Consider the following 17916-nt stretch of genomic DNA (forward strand, 5'->3'; position numbering starts at 1 on the left):
CTGCTCCTGGGCAGGTGACGGAGGTGGTGGTGCTGGTCGCGGCGAACCTGGTCGCGACGGTCGTCCGGTTCCTGCTCTTCCGCACCTGGGTGTTCGGTGACCGGAGCGACGACGCGCTGACCCTGGTGGACGCCCGATGACCGCCGTCCCGAGCCGCCCGGCACGGATCTGGCGCGGCCGGCCCGAAGACCCGCGCTGGGCGCGCCCCGCGCTCCTCGGCCTGCTGCTCGTCACCGGGCTGCTGTACGTGTACGACCTCAGTGCCTCCGGCTACGCCAACTCCTTCTACTCGGCGGCCGTCCAGGCCGGCGGCACGTCCTGGAAGGCGTTCCTCTTCGGTTCGCTGGACGCGGGCAACGCCATCACCGTCGACAAGCCCCCGGCCGCGCTGTGGCCGATGGCGCTGTCGGTACGGGTCTTCGGCCTCAGCTCGTGGGCGGTTCTCGTGCCCGAGGCGCTCATGGGCGTGCTCACGGTCGCCGTCCTGCACGCGACCGTCCGGCGCCGCTTCGGCCACGCCGCCGGGCTGATCGCGGGCGCCGTGCTCGCGCTGACCCCCGTCGCGGCGCTGATGTTCCGGTTCAACAACCCGGACGCGCTGCTCGCGCTGCTGATGACGCTCACGGTCCACCTCGTCCTGCGCGGCCTGGAGGACGGCCGCACCAGGTGGCTGGTGGCGGCGGGGGCCGTGGTCGGCCTCGCCTTCCTGACCAAGACCCTGCAGGCGTTCCTGATCCTGCCCGCTCTGGCACTGGTCTACGGCGTCCGCGCTCCGGTGCGGCTGCGCAGGCGGCTCGGCCAACTGGCCCTCTCCCTGCTGGCGCTGGTCGTCGCCGGTGGCTGGTGGGTGGCGCTCGTCGAGCTGTGGCCGGCGTCCTCGCGCCCCTACATCGGCGGCTCGCAGCACAACTCCTTCCTTGAACTGACCTTCGGCTACAACGGCCTCGGCCGCCTCAGCGGAGACGAGACCGGAAGCGTCGGCGGGGGCGGCGCGGGAGCCGGCGGCAGCGGCGGGCAGTGGGGTGCGACCGGCTGGGACCGGATGTTCACCTCCGAGGTCGGCGGCCAGATCTCCTGGCTGCTGCCGGCCGCGCTGATCCTGCTCGTGGCGGGCGTGCTGCTCACGCGGGGGGCGCGGCGCACGGACCTGGCCTGCTCCTCGTTCCTGGCCTGGGGCGGGGCACTGCTCTCGACCGTCGCCGTCTTCAGCTACATGGCGGGCATCTTCCACCAGTACTACACGGTGGCCCTGGCCCCCTACGTCGCCGCGCTGGTCGGCATGGGCGCCACCGTCCTGTGGGAGGAGCGGTCCAGGAGGTGGGTGTCGCTCACGCTCGCGGCCACCGTCGCGGCCACCGCCGTGTGGGGTCAGGTGCTCCTGGCCCGTACGCCCGACTACCTTCCCTGGCTGCGCTGGGCGGTCCTCGCCGCCGGCCTCGCGGGTGCGCTCGGCCTGCTCGGCGGGGCACGCCTCGGACGGCGGTTCGCGCTCGCAGCGGTGGCCCTGAGCGTCACGGCCTGCCTCGCGGGGCCGACGGCGTACACCCTGAGCACCGTGGACCAGGGCCACACCGGTTCGATCGTCACGGCCGGTCCGGCGGGCGCGAGCCCGATGGGCGGCGGACGGGGAGGCCCCGGCGGCCTCGTCGGTCCCGGCGGCGGGGGCCCGCGCGGCGGCAACGCCCCGGGCGGCATCGGGCAGCAGGGCCGGCAGGGCTTCCCGGGCGGCATCGGCGGCACCGGTGGGTCCGGCCGCGGCACGATGCCCGGCTGGAACGGTCAGAAGGGCCAGAAGGGCCGCAACGGCGCGGGGGGCGGTCCCGGCGCCGGCCCGCGAGGTGCCGGTCGGGGCGGCGGCATGGGCGGCCTGCTCGACGGCGCGGTCGTCGGAACCGAGGCGAAGAAGCTGCTGCGCGAGAACGCGGGTGCCTACACCTGGGCCGCCGCGTCGGTCGGCTCCCAGAACGCCGCGAGCTACCAACTCGCGACCGGGATGCCCGTGATGGCGATCGGCGGGTTCAACGGCAGCGACCCCTATCCGGCGCTCGCCACCTTCCAGAAGTACGTGGCCCAGGGCAGGATCCACTACTTCATCGCGGGCGGCGTCGGCTTCGGAGGCGGAAGCGGCGGCAAGGGCATGGACGCGGCCTCCCGGATCAGCGCGTGGGTCGAGAAGAACTTCCGGAAGGTGACCGCCGGTTCGGCCACCTTCTACGACCTCACGCGCAGGACCGGCGGCTGACGCCCGACGGCCCGGCGCGATCCGGGCGGGAGGCCGGCCCCGCGGTCAGTCTCCCGAGGATCCCAGCCGGGCCGGAAAGCCCCCCGTCGCCACCGGGCCCCACCGCACCGGGGTGATCCGGATGAGGGACTTGCCCTGCTCGACCATGGCCTGCCGGTACTCGTCCCAGTCCGGGTGCTCACCGGAGATGGTGCGGAAGTACTCCACGAGCGGCTCGACGGAGTCCGGCGCGTCGATGACCTCGGCCGTGCCGTCGATCTGGACCCAGGGCCCGTTCCACTCGTCGCTGAGCACGATCAGGCTGACCCGCTCGTCCCTCCTGGCGTTCCGCGTCTTGGCGCGCTCGGGGTAGGTCGAGACGACGATCCGCCCCGAGTCGTCCACCCCGCAGGTCAGCGGCGACCCCTGCGGGCTCCCGTCGGCGCGGCGCGTCAGCAGGATCGCGCGGTGGCGGGGTCGTACGAAGTCCAGCAACCCGTCCCGTTCGACGGCGGTGTTCGTCGCGATGTTCGGTGCCATGGGTTCAGCCTGCCACGGGTTCAGCCCAAGAGCCCTTGCGGAAGGCCCGCTCGGGCGCGGCCCGGCATCGCGGTTCGCCGCGCCCGTCGTTCGTCCGCGGCGCCGCTACGCCTGCGGCAGCGACTCCCCCTGGACCGCCTGAATGTCCAGTTCCACCTTCAGCGTGGTGCCGACCGCGGCGATGCCTGCCTGGAGGACCTGGTTGTAGTTCATCGCGAAGTCCTCGCGGCGCAGTTCCGTCGTCGCGCGGAAGGCGGCGCGGGTGCCGCCCCACGGGTCGGCGCCGGTGCCGAGGTAGGACAGGACGAGGTCGACGGGGCGCAGGACGCCGTGCATGCCCAGCTCGCCGTGGACCGTCCAGCGGTCGGTGCCCGCGGCGCTCAGGCCGGTCGAGCGGTAGGTGATCTCCGGGAACTGGTCGGCGTCCAGGAAGTCGGGCGAGCGCAGGTGGGTGTCGCGCATGCCGTTGCCCGTGTCGACGGAGGAGGCGCGGATGACGGCCTCGACGCGGGACTTCTCCACCTCGTCGGCTGCGATCTCGATGCGGCCGCCGAAGTCGGTGAACCGGCCGTGCACGCTGGAGATGCCCAGGTGCTGGGCGACCGCGCTGACGGAGGAGTGCACCGGGTCGATCGTCCAGGGTCCGGGCGGGGGCAGCTCGGAGCCGCCCTGCCGGGCCAGGGTCACGCTGCCGAGTTCCGCCCGTCCGCTCGCCGTCACGATCGCGCTGGCGGCGGCCGGCGCGTAGCCGATCGCGGTCACGATCACGGTGTAGGCGCCGGGGGCCAGCGTGGCCGTCTCCTGGACGGTCCCCTCCGCGTCGGCCTCGGCGCGCAGTACCTGGGTGCCGGTCATGTCGGTCACGGTGACGACCGCGTGCGACACGGCCCAGCCGTCCCGCGTACGGATGCGTGCGGTCAGTGCCATCGTGCTGATCTCCTTCTCGTTCTTGAATGTCCCCGTAGGAGTTCACGGAGTCCGGCCCGCGGGGGCGCGCCGGCGCGTCGTCGCGCCGCGCGCACCCCCGCGAGCCGGACGCGGGCTCAGTGGCCCGGGTGCCCCAGGGCGATGTCGTGGTCGTCGACACCGCGGCCGCCCACCGTGACCGACGTGGCCACCGGCGGGTAGCCCGTCGCGATCACCGTGTAGTCACCGCTGCCGAGGTCCGTGAAGGCGTACGCGCCGTCGGTGCCGGTCGTGGCCGTGCCGACCACGTTGCCCGCCGCGTCCACCAGCGTCACGCGGGCGTCGGCCAGGGGCCCGGAAGGGGCCCGTACGACGCCCTGGACCTGGGCGCCGGAGTCGAGGTCGATCTCGATCCGGGTGACGCCGGTGGCGCCGATCTCCACGGGCAGTGCGCGCGGCCGGTGTCCGGCGGCGTTCACCGCGAGGGTCACGGAGCCGGGCACCAGCTCGGTGAGGGAGAACTCCCCCTGCTCACCGGTCGCCGAGGTGGCCAGCAGGTCCCCGCGGACATCGGTCACGATCACCATGGCGTCCTTGACCGGCAGTCCGGTCTCGGCGGCCCGGACGACACCGTGCAGTCCGCTGGTGCCGCTGAGCAGGATGTCGTACGCCACCGGCTCCTCGCCCACGACGATCGTCGAGGCCTGGGGCTGGAAGCCGTCGGCGGCGGCGATCAGGACGTAGGAGCCCGTGCCGGGCGCGTCCACCGCGTAGGAGCCGTCGCCCGTCGAGACCGAGCGGCCGAGCTGCTGTCCCGACAGCGAGATCAGCGTGACGGCGGCCTGCGGGACCGGAGCGCTCTCGGCGCCGCGGACGTGGCCGCGGACCGGGATGCCGCCGCCCGCACCGGCCGCGGCCGGCGGGGCCACCGTGGCCACGGCGGACAGCCGCTGGGTGCCGTCGGTGGCGGGCTCGGTGCTCGACGTCGCGGACGCCCAGCTCGGGACGCGCTCCTCGGCGCTGTCGCCGGCGCCTGCTCCGGTGGTCGCCTCCACCTCGAGTGCGGCCACGTCGAGGGCGGTCTCGGCGGCGGTCTCGCCCGCCGTCGGTGCCTGTCCGGCCTCGTTGTCCGCGGCCTGTGCCAGGCCACCCCGGGTCTTCAACGGAACCTCCTTGATGAACAGCGTGATCACGAAGGCGAGGAACGCCAGGGCGGACGCGATCAGGAAGACGTCGGCGATGCCGTGGCCGTAGGAGCTCTCCATGAGCTCGCGCAGCGGCTTGGGCATCTTGCCGAGGTCGGGGATGGTCCCGTCGGAGCCCGCGTGCGCGGCGAGCCGCTGGTACTTGGGCTTGAGGTCGAGGAGACCGTCGGTGAAGTAGTGGGTGATCCGGTGGGACAGCACCGCGCCGAGCGCCGAGACGCCGACCGCACCGCCCAGGGACCGGAAGAAGGTGACCGTCGAGCTGGCCGAACCCAGGTCCTTCGGCTCCACCTGGTTCTGCGTGGACAGCACCAGGTTCTGCATCATCATGCCGATGCCGAGACCCATCAGGGCCATGAAGACGGCGACCTTCCAGTACGCCGTGTCGTAGCGGATGGTGCTGAGCAGGCCGAGGCCCGCCGTCACCAGCGCGCCGCCCGCCACCAGCCAGGCCTTCCACTTGCCGGTCTTGGTGATGATCTGGCCGGAGACCGTGGAGGAGACGAACAGGCCGCCGATCATCGGGATGGTCAGCACACCGGACATCGTCGGCGACTTGTCGCGCGCCAGCTGGAAGTACTGCGCGAAGAACACCGTGCCGGTGAACATCGCGACACCCACGAAGAGCGAGGCGAGCGAGGACAGGGTGATGGTGCGGTTGCGGAACAGGCGCAGCGGGATGATCGGCTCGCTGGCCCTGGTCTCGATGAAGACGAAGACCAGTCCCAGGAGGATCGAGCCGCCGACCATCGTGTAGGTCTGCCAGGACAGCCAGTCGTACTTGTCGCCGCCGAAGGTCACCCAGATCAGCAGCAGGGACACCGCGGCGGAGATGAAGAGCGCGCCCGCCCAGTCGACCTTGACGTCCCGCTTGACCACGGGCAGGTGCAGGGTCTTCTGCAGCACGATCAGCGCGATGACGGCGAAGGGCACGCCCACGTAGAAGCACCAGCGCCAGCCGAGCCAGGAGGTGTCGGTGATGACACCGCCGATCAGCGGGCCGCCGACGGTGGCGACGGCGAAGGTGGCGCCGAGGTAGCCGGAGTAGCGGCCGCGCTCACGCGGGGAGATCATCGCGGCCATGACGATCTGGGCCAGCGCGGACAGACCGCCGACGCCGACGCCCTGCACGACACGGCAGGCGATGAGCATGCCGGGGTTCTGCGACAGGCCCGCGGCCATCGAGCCCAGGACGTAGATGACCAGGGCTATCTGGACGAGAGCCTTCTTGTTGTACAGGTCCGCGAGCTTGCCCCACAGCGGGGTGGTGGCGGTCATGGACAGCAGGGCGGCGGTGACGACCCAGGTGTAGGCCTCCTGGCCGCCCCCGAGGTCGCCGATGATGTGCGGCAGGGCGTTCGACACGATCGTCGACGACAGGATCGCCACGAACATGCCGAGGAGAAGCCCGGAGAGGGCCTCCATGATCTGCCGGTGCGTCATCGGAGCGCCGTCCGGGGATCCTCCCCCGTGCTTGGCGTGAGCCCGCACACCGGCTGGTGTGGTCGTTGCCATGGGCTTCCTTCTCTTACGTCTCTTATGCGGGTGTACGGGTGGTCTGCGGTGCGACGAAGGGTGCCGCGGTCGTGCCTGTCGCGCTCGGGGGCGCGGTCGCGGCCGGCGTGAGCCGGGGTGCGGGGCGGCAGTCGAAGCTCTCCCTGAGCCGTGCCATCAGCTGGGTGAGCCGGGCGACGTCCTCGTCCGCCCAGTCGCTCAGCCGCTCGGCCAGCAGGTCGACGGTGAGCCGTGACAGCTCGTCGAGCTGGGCCCGGCCGGACGCCGTCAGGCGCAGGATGCGGGAGCGCTTGTCCGCGGGGTCGGGGGAGCGTTCGATCCAGCCGCGGTCCGCCGCGTGCGCGACATGGCGGCTGGTGACCGACATGTCGACGGCGAGCAGCTCCGCGAGCTTGCTCATGCGCATGTCGCCATGACGGCCGAGGAGCGTCAGCACGGCGGCGGTGCCGCTCGGGCAGGCGGGCGGCAGGATGCGCCCCATGTCCCTCTTCACGGCGCCGATCGCGCTGAGCTGGCGGGCCAGCTCCTCGAACTGCGCGTGTTCGGCCATCACACCTCCCAGGTTTCGTTGCTCTGGGCAACCATAAACGATTGGTTGCCGCAGGCAAATTAAATCGGGGGGCGCTCGGGCAAACTCTTGTTAAAGGCAAGTGTTAGCTTCTGTAAATCTGCAGGTGGTGCGGGATGCCGTGTCCCGGAAAGCCGCACAAGTCGTTCATCGGACCCCCGCTTGGGGAGTCACCGCGTTTTCGCTAGGGTCTCGGGCCATGGCTAACACCCAGGGCCCCCAGGGCAACCACGACCCCGCCGGCAGCACGCAGATGTTCCGGGCGTTCGTCGACGAGTCCCCGCAGAGCAGGCAGGCGGCACCCGCACCGGCGGGCCCCCGCGTCGGTCTGATCATCGGCGTCGTCGTCGCCGTGGTGGTCGTGGCGGCGGTCGCCTGGCTCGCGCTGAAGTAGACCGACAGCCCTTAGGACCACCGCACGGACACGTCCCGCGTCTCGATGTGCATGCCCAGCGGCACGCGCCAGGCGTCGACGCACACCGTCCAGGTCTTTCGCACCGACGCTCCCGGGGCGATCGGCGCCGGCAGCGTGCCCGAGGACGTGCGGGTCGCCCAGTCGACGCCGAGCCCTCCGATGATGTGCGTGCCGAGGGTCGCCGTGCCCGAACGCACCGCGGTTCCGCCCGTGTTGCGCAGGGAGACGGTCACCGTCTCGCACCAGCGCCGGTCCGTGGGCTCACGCACCGGGGCGCTCACGGTCAGTGCCGCGGGGGTGCGGGGGCCGGAGTCGGTGGCTGAGGGCGAAGGTCCCTGACCGGACCCGGACGTGGTGGGCCCGGACGGTGTGGCGCCGCCGCCTCGCGGACGGGCGGAGGTGCCGGGTGGACGCCGGGCAGGCGTGGGCGAGGCGCCCGCGGTGCCCGTGCTGGTGCCCGTACGCGTGTCGACGTCGGCGGCCGAGGGGTCGGTCGGGTATGCCGTGTCGCCGGGGGGTCCCGGGGTTTCCGAGGTTCCCGGGGCGCGCGGTGGGGACAGCGGGACCAGCGTCACCCCGTTCGTCGGGGCCACCGCCGCGCCCGACCCGGCCGGCGAGCCCTGGACGGGCCCCGCCGCGGTGTAGCCCTCACGGCCGTCGCCGCCCGCGCACCCGCCGAGGAGTCCGCCCAGACACAGGATCGCCGTCGAGGCACCGATCAGGGCGCCCCGACGGCGCCGCGGCCCTGTCGCTCGAAGCATCGCGCCAGTGTGGCTGACACACCGTCAGGACGGAAGCCCTCAGTCCGAGATGAGACCCTCGCGCAGTTGCGCCAACGTCCGGGTCAGCAGCCGGGAGACGTGCATCTGCGAGATGCCGACCTCCTCGCCGATCTGCGACTGCGTCATGTTGGCGAAGAAGCGCAACATGATGATCCGCCGCTCGCGGGGCGGGAGTTTGGCCAGCAGCGGCTTGAGGGACTCGCGGTACTCCACGCCCTCCAGGGCCGAGTCCTCGTAGCCGAGGCGGTCCGCGAGGGAGCCCTCGCCGCCGTCGTCCTCGGGGGCGGGCGAGTCGAGCGAGGAGGCGGTGTACGCGTTGCCCACGGCCAGGCCGTCGACCACGTCCTCCTCGGACACGCCCAGCGCGGTGGCGAGTTCGCTCACCGTCGGCGAGCGGTCGAGCCGCTGCGACAGCTCGTCGCTCGCCTTGGTCAGGGCCAGGCGCAGCTCCTGGAGGCGGCGGGGGACGCGCACCGACCACGACGTGTCCCGGAAGAACCGCTTGATCTCGCCCACGACCGTCGGCATCGCGAACGTCGGGAACTCCACGCCCCGTTCGCAGTCGAAGCGGTCGATCGCCTTGATCAGGCCGATCGTGCCGACCTGGACGATGTCCTCCATCGGCTCGTTGCGGCTGCGGAAGCGTGCGGCGGCGTAGCGCACCAGGGGGAGGTTCAGCTCGATGAGCGTGTCCCGGACGTAGCCGCGCTCAGGACTGTGCTCGCCGAGTGCGGCCAGGCGCAGGAAGAGGGAGCGGGACAGGGTCCGGGTGTCGATGGCCTCGGGGGCCGGGAGGTCCGGGACCTCGGGGGCCGGGACGTCCTGTGCCCCGGGGGTCACAGCGGTCTCGGCGCCAGGAAGGTCCTGAGGGGCCGGGAGGTCTCCGAGCACGTCGGGCGCGGGGTCGCTCTGCAAGAGCGTGAGCACCTTCGAGCTGCCCTGGTCTGCGGACATGCCACCCCCTTTGGGTCGCGGGACGGTCGCGGCGGACGCTCCCGTCTGAGGAACGCAGCCTCCACCTGAAATACCGGCTGCGAGGCTGCGGCAAACACGCTGCCGGAAGAATGTCACATGTCGGCAACGCGCTGTAGTGACATGTCGACATCCAGTGAGTGAAGGCGCCCTGGTTGAAAGGGTTCTGAGGGGGTTTCAGTGCAGGGCTGTCGGCAAAGAGGCCTTGGAGGTGATTCGCCCTCAGGAGCTACGCATCGATCCTGTTTGCGGATCGCAGACGCGCGAAGCTCCGGGCGAGGAGCCTTGACACGTGCATCTGGGAGACACCCAGTTCGGCGCTGATCTGTGACTGGGTCAGATTGCTGTAGTAGCGCAGCAGCAGGATCCGCTGTTCACGCTCGGGCAGTTGGACGAGCAGGTGCCGTACGAGGTCGCGGTGCTCGACCCCGTCGAGCGCGGGGTCCTCGTAGCCGAGCCGGTCGAGCAGCCCGGGCAGGCCGTCGCCCTCCTGGGCGGCCTCCAGCGACGTCGCGTGGTACGAGCGGCCCGCCTCGATGCACGACGCCACCTCCTCCTCCGTGATCCGCAGCCGCTCGGCGATCTCGGCGGTGGTGGGGGAGCGCCCGTACGCCGTCGTCAGGTCCTCGGTCGCGCTGTTGACCTGGACCCACAGCTCGTGCAGCCGACGCGGGACGTGGACCGTGCGGACGTTGTCGCGGAAGTAGCGCTTGATCTCGCCGACGACGGTCGGCATCGCGAACGTCGGGAACTGCACGCCCCGCTCGGGGTCGAACCGGTCGATGGCGTTGATCAGACCGATCGTGCCGACCTGGACGACGTCCTCCATCGGCTCGTTGCGGGAGCGGAAGCGTGCGGCGGCGTAGCGCACCAGGGGGAGGTTCGCCTCGATGAGCGCCCCGCGCACCCGGTGGTGCTCGGTCGTGCCCGGCTCCAGCCGCTGGAGTTCGGCGAAGAGCATCTGGGTCAGGGCGCGGGTGTCGGCGCCGCGGCGCTTGTGGGGGGATTCGTCGGCCTCGTCGGCCTCGTCGGCCTCGTCCGCCTCGCCGGCCTCGGAGGCGTCGGCGGTGGTGCCGGTGGCGGCGCCCTCGGCGGGGCTCTCGGCGGGGTTCTCGGCAGGGCCCTCCCGGGCCTCGGTGCGGGCGGCGGTCTGTACGTCGGCCTGGGTGTCGGCCTGGGCGTCGGTCGGAGGGTCGGGCGGGGTGTCGACGGAGGGGTCGGCCGCGTCGGCGTGGGGGGCGTGGGGGGCGGATCGTGGGGGGCGGCCGGAAGCGGCGGGGGCCGAAGCCTCGTCCTGGGGCGGCGCGGTACTGGCCGACACGGTCAACGCCACCTCTTCATCCATCCACGCATCCGTCAGTAGTCAATTCACCGTCAAAAGCGGTCATAGCATCACAAGAAATGGACACTGTGTGCAAGCACCGCATAACTCCGTGTTGGGCCAGAGTTGGGGCCCCATGACGCAGGAAAGCCCCCCACCGTTTCCGGTGGGGGGCGCCGCGAGCGGTGTCGCCCGTATTACCCAGTCGTTGTCGCTCGGATTTCGTAGTCGGCGATCACCCAAGTGGCGAACTCGCGCCACAGGGCCACGCCCGCCTGGTGTGCCGGGTGCTCGAGGTAGCGGCGCAGGGCATCGGTGTCGTCCACCGCGGAGTTGATCGCATAGTCGTACGCGATGGGCCTGTCCGTGATGTTCCAGGCGCATTCCCAGGAGCGCAGTTCCTTGATCGTGTCACCGAGCGCCTCGAAGGCGCGTACGCCCTCCACGACGCGGGGGTCGTCGCGCTGGACGCCCTCGTTGAGCTTGAAGAGGACCAGGTGCCGGATCACGGGCGCTCCCAGGGGTTCGACGGCGGTCGACGAAGTCGACGAAGCGGCCGCCCGGCCGCGGGAGCCCTACTTGGCCCCGTCGGCGACCCACGTCATGAAGTGGCCGACGGCCTTGGCGGCGTTGGAGATGCCCTCGAACCCTATCTGGACGTAGTCGGCGGCCTTCGAAGGATCGGTGATGATCACGTACAGCACGAAGACCACGACCGCGTACAGCGCGACTTTCTTCCCCTGCACCGCCACCGAGGCCTCCCCCGTCCTTCCCGCCCCACTCGGGGCGTGATCGCCGGCGGCGAGTCTAACCCGGTCGGGTGTTCGGTGCTCGCAAAAGATCACGTATGCACCAAGTCCTCACGCGGAACGCGGACATGCGCGAAGGGCCCCGTCTCGCGACGGGGCCCTTCTTCGGCGGTAGCGGAGGGATTTGAACCCTCGGTGACTTGCGCCACACTCGCTTTCGAGGCGAGCTCCTTCGGCCGCTCGGACACGCTACCGAGGGAGACACTACCCCAAGGGGGGCCATGGGCTGAAATCCGTTCCGGGTCGGGGCCGGGCCACGGGCCTCCGGGAGCCGACACGGGCTTCCACGGCCCTCCACGGCCCTCCGGAGCACCGGCGAGCCCCCTGTGGACCCACGGGGTTCCCGGTGCTCCTGGTGCTCCTGGTGCTCCCGGAGCCCCGTGGAGGCCTCGCCGGCTCAGCGGTCGCGGAAGAAGTCCGTGAGGAGCCGCGCGCAGTCGTCCGCGAGGACGCCCGCGACGACCTCGGGACGGTGGTTGAGGCGCCGGTCGCGCACCAGGTCCCACAGCGAGCCGACCGCGCCCGCCTTGTCGTCGTGCGCGCCGAAGACCAGCCGGTCCACGCGGGCCTGCTGGAGCGCGCCCGCGCACATGGTGCAGGGCTCCAGGGTGACGACGAGCGTGCAGCCGGGCAGCCGCCACTCGCCGAGCGCCGTGGCGGCCCGGCGCAGCGCGAGGATCTCCGCGTGGGCCGAGGGGTCGCCGGTGGCCTCGCGCTCGTTGTGCCCGGCGGCGAGCACCGTGCCGTCGGCGGACAGCACGACGGCGCCGACCGGGACGTCGCCGTGCCCGGCCGCCCGGCCGGCCTCCGCCAGGGCGAGCCCCATCGCGGCCCGCCACCGGTCGCGTACCGGATCGGGGGCCGGTGTCCCGTCCTCCCCGGTCAACGGGCGCACCTCGGACTCCCCGGCGCCCTGACTGCCCGGCGCCCGGACGCACCGGGCGCCGCTCCGCGACGGGCGAACACTGCCTGCCGCGGCACTAGCGGACGGTCTCCAGGACCTCGGAGGCGCCCAGGGAGTCGGCGATCGTGCTGAGCGCGTCCTCCGCGTCCAGCAGGCGCAGTTCCCGCTCGCCGACACCGAGGTCGTCGAGGATCTCGACGTCGCCCACGGGTCCGTGCGGCACGGCGGAGTCCGTCGCGGTCTCCTCCTCGTCGTCGTCGGAGTCCTCGGGCTCACCGTCCTCCGTGCCGTCGAGGTCGAGGGAGTCCAGGTCGGCGGCGTCGTCCCCGGGCTCCCTGCCGAGGAGTTCGTCGGTGAGCAGGATCTCGCCGTACGAGCTGCGCGCGGCGGCCGCGGCGTCCGAGACGTAGATGCGAGGGTCCTCCTCGCCGTCCACGCGGACGACGCCGAACCACGCGTCCTCCTGCTCGATGAGCACGAGCACCGTGTCCTCGTCGATCGAGGCGTCACGGGCCAGGTCGGTCAGATCCGACAGGGTCTCCACATCGTCGAGCTCCGTGTCGCTCGCTTTCCACCCGTCTTCGGTGCGCGCGAGCAGTGCGGCGAAGTACACCGTGACTCTCCCACTGGTCTGAGGCGTGCCGGTCGGGGTTCCCCCCGGCGGAGGTTGCGGGCGAGGAGTGCTGCTCCGAGCCCCGCCCACTCGGAATCGTGGCAGAAACAAGGCGCTCAGGGGACGTCTTCCGCTCCCTGTGTCCGGTCGTTTCCAGGCCGGTCGCGCGCACTCGTTGCCGCCACCTGCGGATCGTACGCGGCCCGGGGCGGTGTGGCCGCATGGCCACCCCTGACGGCCGCGTCGCTACCAGCGGAAGGTACGCATGTGCATGGCGCGGCGCAGGCGCGCGGCCTTGGCGCGCCGGGGCTTGACGCGGTCGCGCAGCGCGCGTGCCTCGGCGAGTTCCCGCAGGAACCGGGCCCGGCGCACCCGCCGCTCGCGATCCGTGTCCGTCCGCTGCTCCGTGGGCTCGTCCTGCGTCTTCCCGTCGAACATGTGCCCTCCTTCCCCGTGGTGTTCTCCTCACTTTCCCTCTGATGGCGGGTCCGATGCCGCGGGGCGGCGGACACGGCGCGGACGACCCGGCGGGAGCGCGGGCGTCCGGCGCCCCGTTACTGTTAGGGACATGCGTCTCCATGTCGTCGACCACCCCCTGGTCGCTCACAAGCTCACCACGCTGCGCGACCGGCGCACCGACTCGGCCACCTTCCGTCGGCTCGCCGACGAGCTCGTCACCCTGCTCGCCTACGAGGCGACGCGTGACGTGCGCACCGAGCAGATCGACATCGAGACCCCGGTCACCACCACCACCGGTGTCAAGCTGTCCCGCCCCCGTCCGCTGGTCGTGCCCATCCTGCGGGCCGGTCTCGGCATGCTCGACGGCATGGTCCGGCTGCTGCCGACCGCCGAGGTGGGCTTCCTGGGCATGATCCGCAACGAGGAGACCCTCGAGGCCTCGACGTACGCGTCGCGCATGCCGGAGGACCTCTCGGGGCGTCAGGTGTACGTCCTGGACCCGATGCTCGCGACCGGCGGCACGCTCGTCGCGGCGATCCAGGAGCTGATCAAGCGCGGCGCGGACGACGTCACGGCCGTGGTGCTCCTCGCCGCCCCGGAGGGTGTCGAGCTCATGGAGCGCGAGCTGGCCGGCACGCCGGTCACGGTGGTGACCGCCGCGGTCGACGAGCGGCTGAACGAGCAGGGCTACATCGTGCCGGGCCTGGGCGACGCCGGGGACCGGCTCTACGGGTCGGCCGAGTAGCCGCGGCCCACGCGAAACGACGTAGGGGGTGCGGATCCCAGCGGGGAACCGCACCCCCTACGTGTGCCGTGTGCGCCGTGCTCCCTGTGCCGGCCGTCGGCGGCCTCAGCAGCCCTTCTTGGTGAGCTGGTCGCCCGTCGCCGCCGCGGTCAGGGCCGCCAGCGCCTTGTCGGCGTCCGGCTTGTTCGCCAGCGAGGTGAACCGGTCGCCGAGGATCAGGTCGACGGCCGCGCCGGTGCGGGAGGCGTCGTCGCGGCGCTCGACGCCCGTGAGCTGGGTGCCGATGACCGGCAGCGAGCTGTCCAGGGAGTTCTTGGCGCCGAACAGCACCGCGACGCCCTTGACCTTCTTGTCGAAGTCCTTGGGCGCGTTGCCCACGTCGCCGATGCGGAAGCCGCGCTTCTTCAGCTCGTCCGCGGTCTCCTTGGCGAGGCCGCCGCGGGGCGTGGCGTTGAGGACGTTCACGGTGATCTGGGCGGGCTGCGGCGGGGCCGTGGCGGAGGTCCCGGGCGACGCGCTCGCCTTGGCCGTGTCCGCCTTGCCGCTCTTGGCGGCCCCGCTGGACCTGCCGGACTTGGTGGTCGCGCAGTCGGCCTTCGCACCGGCCGCCGTCGCCTTGCCACCGCCGCCCGTGAAGACGTCGATGAGCTGCAGCGTTCCCCAGCCGATCAGCCCGACGGCGGCCACGGAGGCGAGGACGGCGAACACGAGCCTGCCGCGGCGCCGGGGACGGCGCATCCGCGGGTACTTGTCCCCCGTGATCCGGTACTGGCCGCCCATGCCTGGGGGAGTCAGCATGCTCATGAGGCGCAGCGTAGTGCGCCGGGGCGGCAATGCCTACTAGATGATCATTAGGGGCCCCGGACTCCAACCCGAAAGGGTCAAAGGGGGCACGCGGACGGCCCTCACGGCCCCGCGGTCGGTGGGCCGGGGCGAGGGCGCTCAGCCCAGTTCGAGGACTCGCGCGTGCAGGACCTGGCGCTGCTGGAGTGCCGCGCGGACCGCGCGGTGGAGGCCGTCCTCCAGGTACAGGTCGCCCTGCCACTTCACGACGTGCGCGAAGAGGTCGCCGTAGAACGTCGAGTCCTCGGCGAGCAGGGTCTCCAGGTCGAGCTGCTGCTTGGTCGTCACCAGCTGATCGAGGCGGACCGGGCGCGGCGCGACGTCCGCCCACTGCCGGGTGCTTTCCCGGCCGTGGTCGGGGTACGGCCTGCCGTTTCCGATGCGCTTGAAGATCACACGGAAAGCCTACCGGTCAAGTCGTTCGGGGCGCAGCCATGGCGGCGGAGTACGGCACGGGAAAAGACGCGGTAAACAGTGCCAAAACGGGAGTGTGGCGGAGCGGGGAGCGCGGCCCGGGCGCGCCGGGAGCGCTGCCGCAGGGAGGTGGGGCGTGTTCCCCGCGCTCACGCCCTCCCGCACGCCGAGGCGGTCGCCCGCCCGGTCGGGACGGCCGCCCCGGCGCGTGTGTCGAACGGACCGTCAGCCGCCTTCTCCTGCGCTGGGCGGGCCGGACGGGCAGGGTGGGGCGATCGGTGGGCGGCCGAGCCGCCGCCCGGCGTCGAGGGCGGGAGCGGTGTCCGGATCGATGTCGATGTCGATGTCGGGATCGGGGGCCTGCACGGGGGCGGGCTCCTGGCGTGGTCGCGCGCTGCGCGCGGCTTCGGCACGCAGGAGGGCGTGCAGGACCGCGTAGGGGTCGCTGAGCATGACGATGTCCTCGCGTCGCTGGTGGGGATGGTGTTCCGGAGAGCCCGGATCCCTCAGCAGCGCAGGACGACGGTGCGCGGCGCGCGCGAGGCGGGGGTGCGCGAGGTCCGCGCCGGCAGGCGGGGGGCGGTTCGGGGTCCGGTGGGTCCGAGTCCGCTTCCGGCGCGGGTGTACGGCGGCCGTGGCGCGGGTGCGCGCCCTCGCGGACGTGCGGCGTCGGGCGCCGTCGCGAGGGCTTCGTACTCCGCCGCCGTCTCCCCCGCGGACTGCGACGCGCAGAGCGCGGCGGTGTCGTCCGCCCTCGCCTCCGGGTGCGCGCCGGCGGTGAGCAGCGCGACGAGCGCCACGAGCACCCGCAGCCAGGCGGCGCACCGGTGGGCGGTGCGCGGGGCGGGTGGGGCGTGGCTCACGGGGGTCATCTGCCCGCCGGGCACGCACCGTTCATCGTGTCGGCCCCCGAACCGCCCGCTCGGCGTACGCGCACGGCGCGGGCTTGACGGCCCGGACGGCCCTCGCGCCGCTCGGGCCGGCGGTCACACCGTGCGGGGAATCCGCTCCGCCCGGCCGCGGATCCGGAACCCCGTGACGATCTCGACCACCCCGACCACGACCAGCCAGCACCCGGCGACCACGGTGAGCACGGCGATCGACGCGAACGGCGAGACGATCAGCACGACCCCGGCGACGAAGGTGACGACGCCGAGGAACACCTGCCAGCCGCGGGCCGGTACGGCGGGGTCGTGGGCGGCGGCCACGGTCTGGGTGATACCGCGGATCAGCCAGCCGATGCCGATCCACAGGGCGAGCAGCAGGACCGACTCCATCGGCCCGCGGAAGCAGAACAGGCCGAGCAGGATCGACAGGGCGCCGCTGATGAAGGCCAGGACGCGCAGCGAGGTGGCCTTGTGCGTGCCGAAGGCCGAGGCGAGCTGGAGGACGCCGCTGATGACGAGGTAGAGCCCGAAGAGCACCCCCGCGGCCAGCAGGGACGGTCCCGGCCAGACCAGGATCAGGATGCCCAGGATCAGGGACGCGACCCCGGTCAGCAGGACGACCTGCCAGGCGGTGCGGGAGAGGAGGTGCAGGAGCCCCTCGGCGGGGGGCTCGGGCTCGACGCCCTCCGGCGCGGGTCCCCGCGTCTGCGGGTCACGGGCGGCGTGGACGCGGCGGTCGTCGAAGCCGGGTCCCGGGAAGGAGGAGCTCGGTGCGTCGGTCATGGTCCATGCTTGGACCCGCCGGCCGCGCCCCGCGACCCGTGTGGTCCAACCGGCTGACACCGCCAGGGACGCCCCTGCACCGGGCGGCCGGCCTCCGGATCTCGCGCTGCCGCGCGGCTGACGCCGTGTCGGTCGCGGTGGCCGCCGTACGGTCGCCCTCCGGTCCGCGCGCCGCCGCGCCCAAGCCCCGCGGTCGCTGCTGGACGGACGGCCTCCGGGTCTCGCGCCCAAGGGCCCCGCAGCCGCCGCCGGACGGCCGGTGACCCGGCGCCCGCGTCGTCACCGTGGCCGCCGCTGGTCCGCAGGGCCCCGCCGCCCATGGCGTGCGCCCCGCGAGCCGGCGTGCGGACCGCCATCGGGTGGCCGGCGTGCGCCGCGGCAGATGTCCGGCTTCCGGGACTACGCCTTCCCGTCCCCGGCCCGCGCCTTCGCGGCCGCCTTCATCTCCTGCTTGTGCGCGCGGACCTTCGCCAGCGACGAGGGGCCGGTGATGTCGGCGACGGACCGGTACGCCTGCGCCTCGCCGTACGGGCCCGCCGCCTCACGCCATCCCTCGGGCCGTACGCCCAGCTGCTTGCCGAGCAGGGCGAGGAAGATCTGCGCCTTCTGGCGGCCGAACCCCGGCAGTTCCTCCAGCCGCCCGCGCAGCTCCTGCCCGCTGCCGGCGTCCCGCCAGACGGCCTCGGGGTCCGCGTCGTAGTGCTCGACGAGGTACTGGCACAGCTGCTGGATCCGCTTGGCCATGGATCCCGGATAGCGGTGCACCGCCGGCTTCCGGGAGAGCAGGGCGGCGAACGCCTCCGGGTCGTACACGGCGATCTCGTGCGCGTCGAGGTCGTCCGTGCCGAGCCGCTCGGCGATGGTCCACGGTCCCTTGAACGCCCACTCCATCGGGATCTGCTGGTCGAGCAGCATGCCGGTCAGCGCGGCGAGCGGACTGCGCCCGAGCAGCGCGTCGGCGGCGGGGTCCTGGGCGAGATGAAGGGTGGCGTCCATGCCCCGATGATCCCGTGC

The 17916-nt window shown here is 72.6% G+C and carries 21 protein-coding genes and 1 tRNA gene; 3 read left to right on the top strand and 19 right to left on the bottom strand.

Annotation, left to right across the window (positions count from 1 at the left end; translation table 11 throughout):
• The first annotated feature begins 136 nt into the window (after nt 1-136).
• Complete coding sequence (locus AB0C59_RS33375; RefSeq protein WP_363011340.1) at nt 137-2242, top strand: glycosyltransferase family 39 protein; 2106 nt, start codon at nt 137-139, stop codon at nt 2240-2242.
• Between the two features lie 45 nt (nt 2243-2287).
• On the opposite strand, the gene AB0C59_RS33380 is transcribed toward AB0C59_RS33375, so the two are convergent.
• From AB0C59_RS33380 to AB0C59_RS33395, 4 genes are all read right to left on the bottom strand, one after another.
• Nucleotides 2288-2761, bottom strand: coding sequence for a PPOX class F420-dependent oxidoreductase (locus AB0C59_RS33380; protein WP_363011342.1), 474 nt, complete (start codon nt 2759-2761; stop codon nt 2288-2290).
• A gap of 105 nt (nt 2762-2866) precedes the next feature.
• Nucleotides 2867-3688, bottom strand: a complete 822-nt coding sequence (locus tag AB0C59_RS33385; RefSeq protein WP_363011344.1) for a YceI family protein — start codon at nt 3686-3688, stop codon at nt 2867-2869.
• 116 nt (nt 3689-3804) lie between these two features.
• Nucleotides 3805-6387: an MFS transporter gene (locus tag AB0C59_RS33390; protein ID WP_363011346.1), complete on the bottom strand. Its 2583-nt coding sequence runs from the start codon at nt 6385-6387 to the stop codon at nt 3805-3807.
• Between the two features lie 22 nt (nt 6388-6409).
• On the bottom strand, nt 6410-6937 hold the full coding sequence (locus tag AB0C59_RS33395; RefSeq protein ID WP_363011348.1) for a MarR family transcriptional regulator: 528 nt from the start codon (nt 6935-6937) through the stop codon (nt 6410-6412).
• Nucleotides 6938-7154: 217 nt separating this feature from the next.
• Between AB0C59_RS33395 and AB0C59_RS33400 the strand changes: the two genes are divergently transcribed.
• Nucleotides 7155-7349, top strand: a complete 195-nt coding sequence (locus AB0C59_RS33400) for a hypothetical protein (RefSeq protein ID WP_363011350.1) — start codon at nt 7155-7157, stop codon at nt 7347-7349.
• An 11-nt stretch (nt 7350-7360) separates the two neighbouring features.
• On the opposite strand, the gene AB0C59_RS33405 is transcribed toward AB0C59_RS33400, so the two are convergent.
• From AB0C59_RS33405 to AB0C59_RS33445, 9 genes are all read right to left on the bottom strand, one after another.
• Nucleotides 7361-8131, bottom strand: coding sequence for a hypothetical protein (locus AB0C59_RS33405; RefSeq protein ID WP_363011352.1), 771 nt, complete (start codon nt 8129-8131; stop codon nt 7361-7363).
• Between the two features lie 39 nt (nt 8132-8170).
• Nucleotides 8171-9106: an RNA polymerase sigma factor SigF gene (locus AB0C59_RS33410; RefSeq protein WP_363011354.1), complete on the bottom strand. Its 936-nt coding sequence runs from the start codon at nt 9104-9106 to the stop codon at nt 8171-8173.
• A gap of 247 nt (nt 9107-9353) precedes the next feature.
• On the bottom strand, nt 9354-10469 hold the full coding sequence (locus AB0C59_RS33415; RefSeq protein WP_363011356.1) for a SigB/SigF/SigG family RNA polymerase sigma factor: 1116 nt from the start codon (nt 10467-10469) through the stop codon (nt 9354-9356).
• A gap of 173 nt (nt 10470-10642) precedes the next feature.
• On the bottom strand, nt 10643-10954 hold the full coding sequence (locus tag AB0C59_RS33420) for a Dabb family protein (protein ID WP_363011358.1): 312 nt from the start codon (nt 10952-10954) through the stop codon (nt 10643-10645).
• A 66-nt stretch (nt 10955-11020) separates the two neighbouring features.
• Nucleotides 11021-11197: a hypothetical protein gene (locus AB0C59_RS33425; RefSeq protein WP_363011360.1), complete on the bottom strand. Its 177-nt coding sequence runs from the start codon at nt 11195-11197 to the stop codon at nt 11021-11023.
• A gap of 166 nt (nt 11198-11363) precedes the next feature.
• Nucleotides 11364-11448: transfer RNA gene (locus tag AB0C59_RS33430), tRNA-Ser, on the bottom strand.
• Between the two features lie 203 nt (nt 11449-11651).
• Nucleotides 11652-12080 carry a tRNA adenosine(34) deaminase TadA gene (gene tadA / locus AB0C59_RS33435; protein ID WP_363011393.1) on the bottom strand — a complete coding sequence of 143 codons (429 nt, stop codon included), beginning with the start codon at nt 12078-12080 and terminating at the stop codon, nt 11652-11654.
• Nucleotides 12081-12234: 154 nt separating this feature from the next.
• Nucleotides 12235-12771, bottom strand: a complete 537-nt coding sequence (locus AB0C59_RS33440) for a hypothetical protein (RefSeq protein ID WP_363011362.1) — start codon at nt 12769-12771, stop codon at nt 12235-12237.
• A 246-nt stretch (nt 12772-13017) separates the two neighbouring features.
• Entirely contained in the window at nt 13018-13209 is a 192-nt protein-coding gene (locus AB0C59_RS33445; RefSeq protein WP_363011364.1) for a hypothetical protein, read from the bottom strand.
• Nucleotides 13210-13339: 130 nt separating this feature from the next.
• Between AB0C59_RS33445 and upp the strand changes: the two genes are divergently transcribed.
• Complete coding sequence (gene upp / locus AB0C59_RS33450; RefSeq protein WP_363011366.1) at nt 13340-13975, top strand: uracil phosphoribosyltransferase; 636 nt, start codon at nt 13340-13342, stop codon at nt 13973-13975.
• Between the two features lie 105 nt (nt 13976-14080).
• Here the strand turns inward: upp and AB0C59_RS33455 are convergent, their stop codons facing one another.
• The 6 genes from AB0C59_RS33455 to AB0C59_RS33480 all read right to left on the bottom strand — a co-directional run bounded on the left by AB0C59_RS33455 (nt 14081) and on the right by AB0C59_RS33480 (nt 17898).
• On the bottom strand, nt 14081-14755 hold the full coding sequence (locus AB0C59_RS33455; protein WP_363011395.1) for a LytR C-terminal domain-containing protein: 675 nt from the start codon (nt 14753-14755) through the stop codon (nt 14081-14083).
• 162 nt (nt 14756-14917) lie between these two features.
• Nucleotides 14918-15214 (bottom strand): type II toxin-antitoxin system VapB family antitoxin, encoded by a 297-nt coding sequence (locus AB0C59_RS33460; RefSeq protein ID WP_003986294.1) that lies wholly within the window; start codon nt 15212-15214, stop codon nt 14918-14920.
• A gap of 243 nt (nt 15215-15457) precedes the next feature.
• Nucleotides 15458-15685 (bottom strand): hypothetical protein, encoded by a 228-nt coding sequence (locus AB0C59_RS33465; RefSeq protein ID WP_363011368.1) that lies wholly within the window; start codon nt 15683-15685, stop codon nt 15458-15460.
• A gap of 53 nt (nt 15686-15738) precedes the next feature.
• Nucleotides 15739-16095: a hypothetical protein gene (locus AB0C59_RS33470; protein ID WP_363011370.1), complete on the bottom strand. Its 357-nt coding sequence runs from the start codon at nt 16093-16095 to the stop codon at nt 15739-15741.
• A 123-nt stretch (nt 16096-16218) separates the two neighbouring features.
• Nucleotides 16219-16902, bottom strand: coding sequence for an HdeD family acid-resistance protein (locus AB0C59_RS33475; protein ID WP_363011372.1), 684 nt, complete (start codon nt 16900-16902; stop codon nt 16219-16221).
• A gap of 399 nt (nt 16903-17301) precedes the next feature.
• Entirely contained in the window at nt 17302-17898 is a 597-nt protein-coding gene (locus AB0C59_RS33480) for an HhH-GPD-type base excision DNA repair protein (protein ID WP_363011374.1), read from the bottom strand.
• Nucleotides 17899-17916: the final 18 nt, after the last annotated feature.

Source organism: Streptomyces sp. NPDC048664 (assembly GCF_040650555.1).
Lineage (GTDB): Bacteria > Actinomycetota > Actinomycetes > Streptomycetales > Streptomycetaceae > Streptomyces.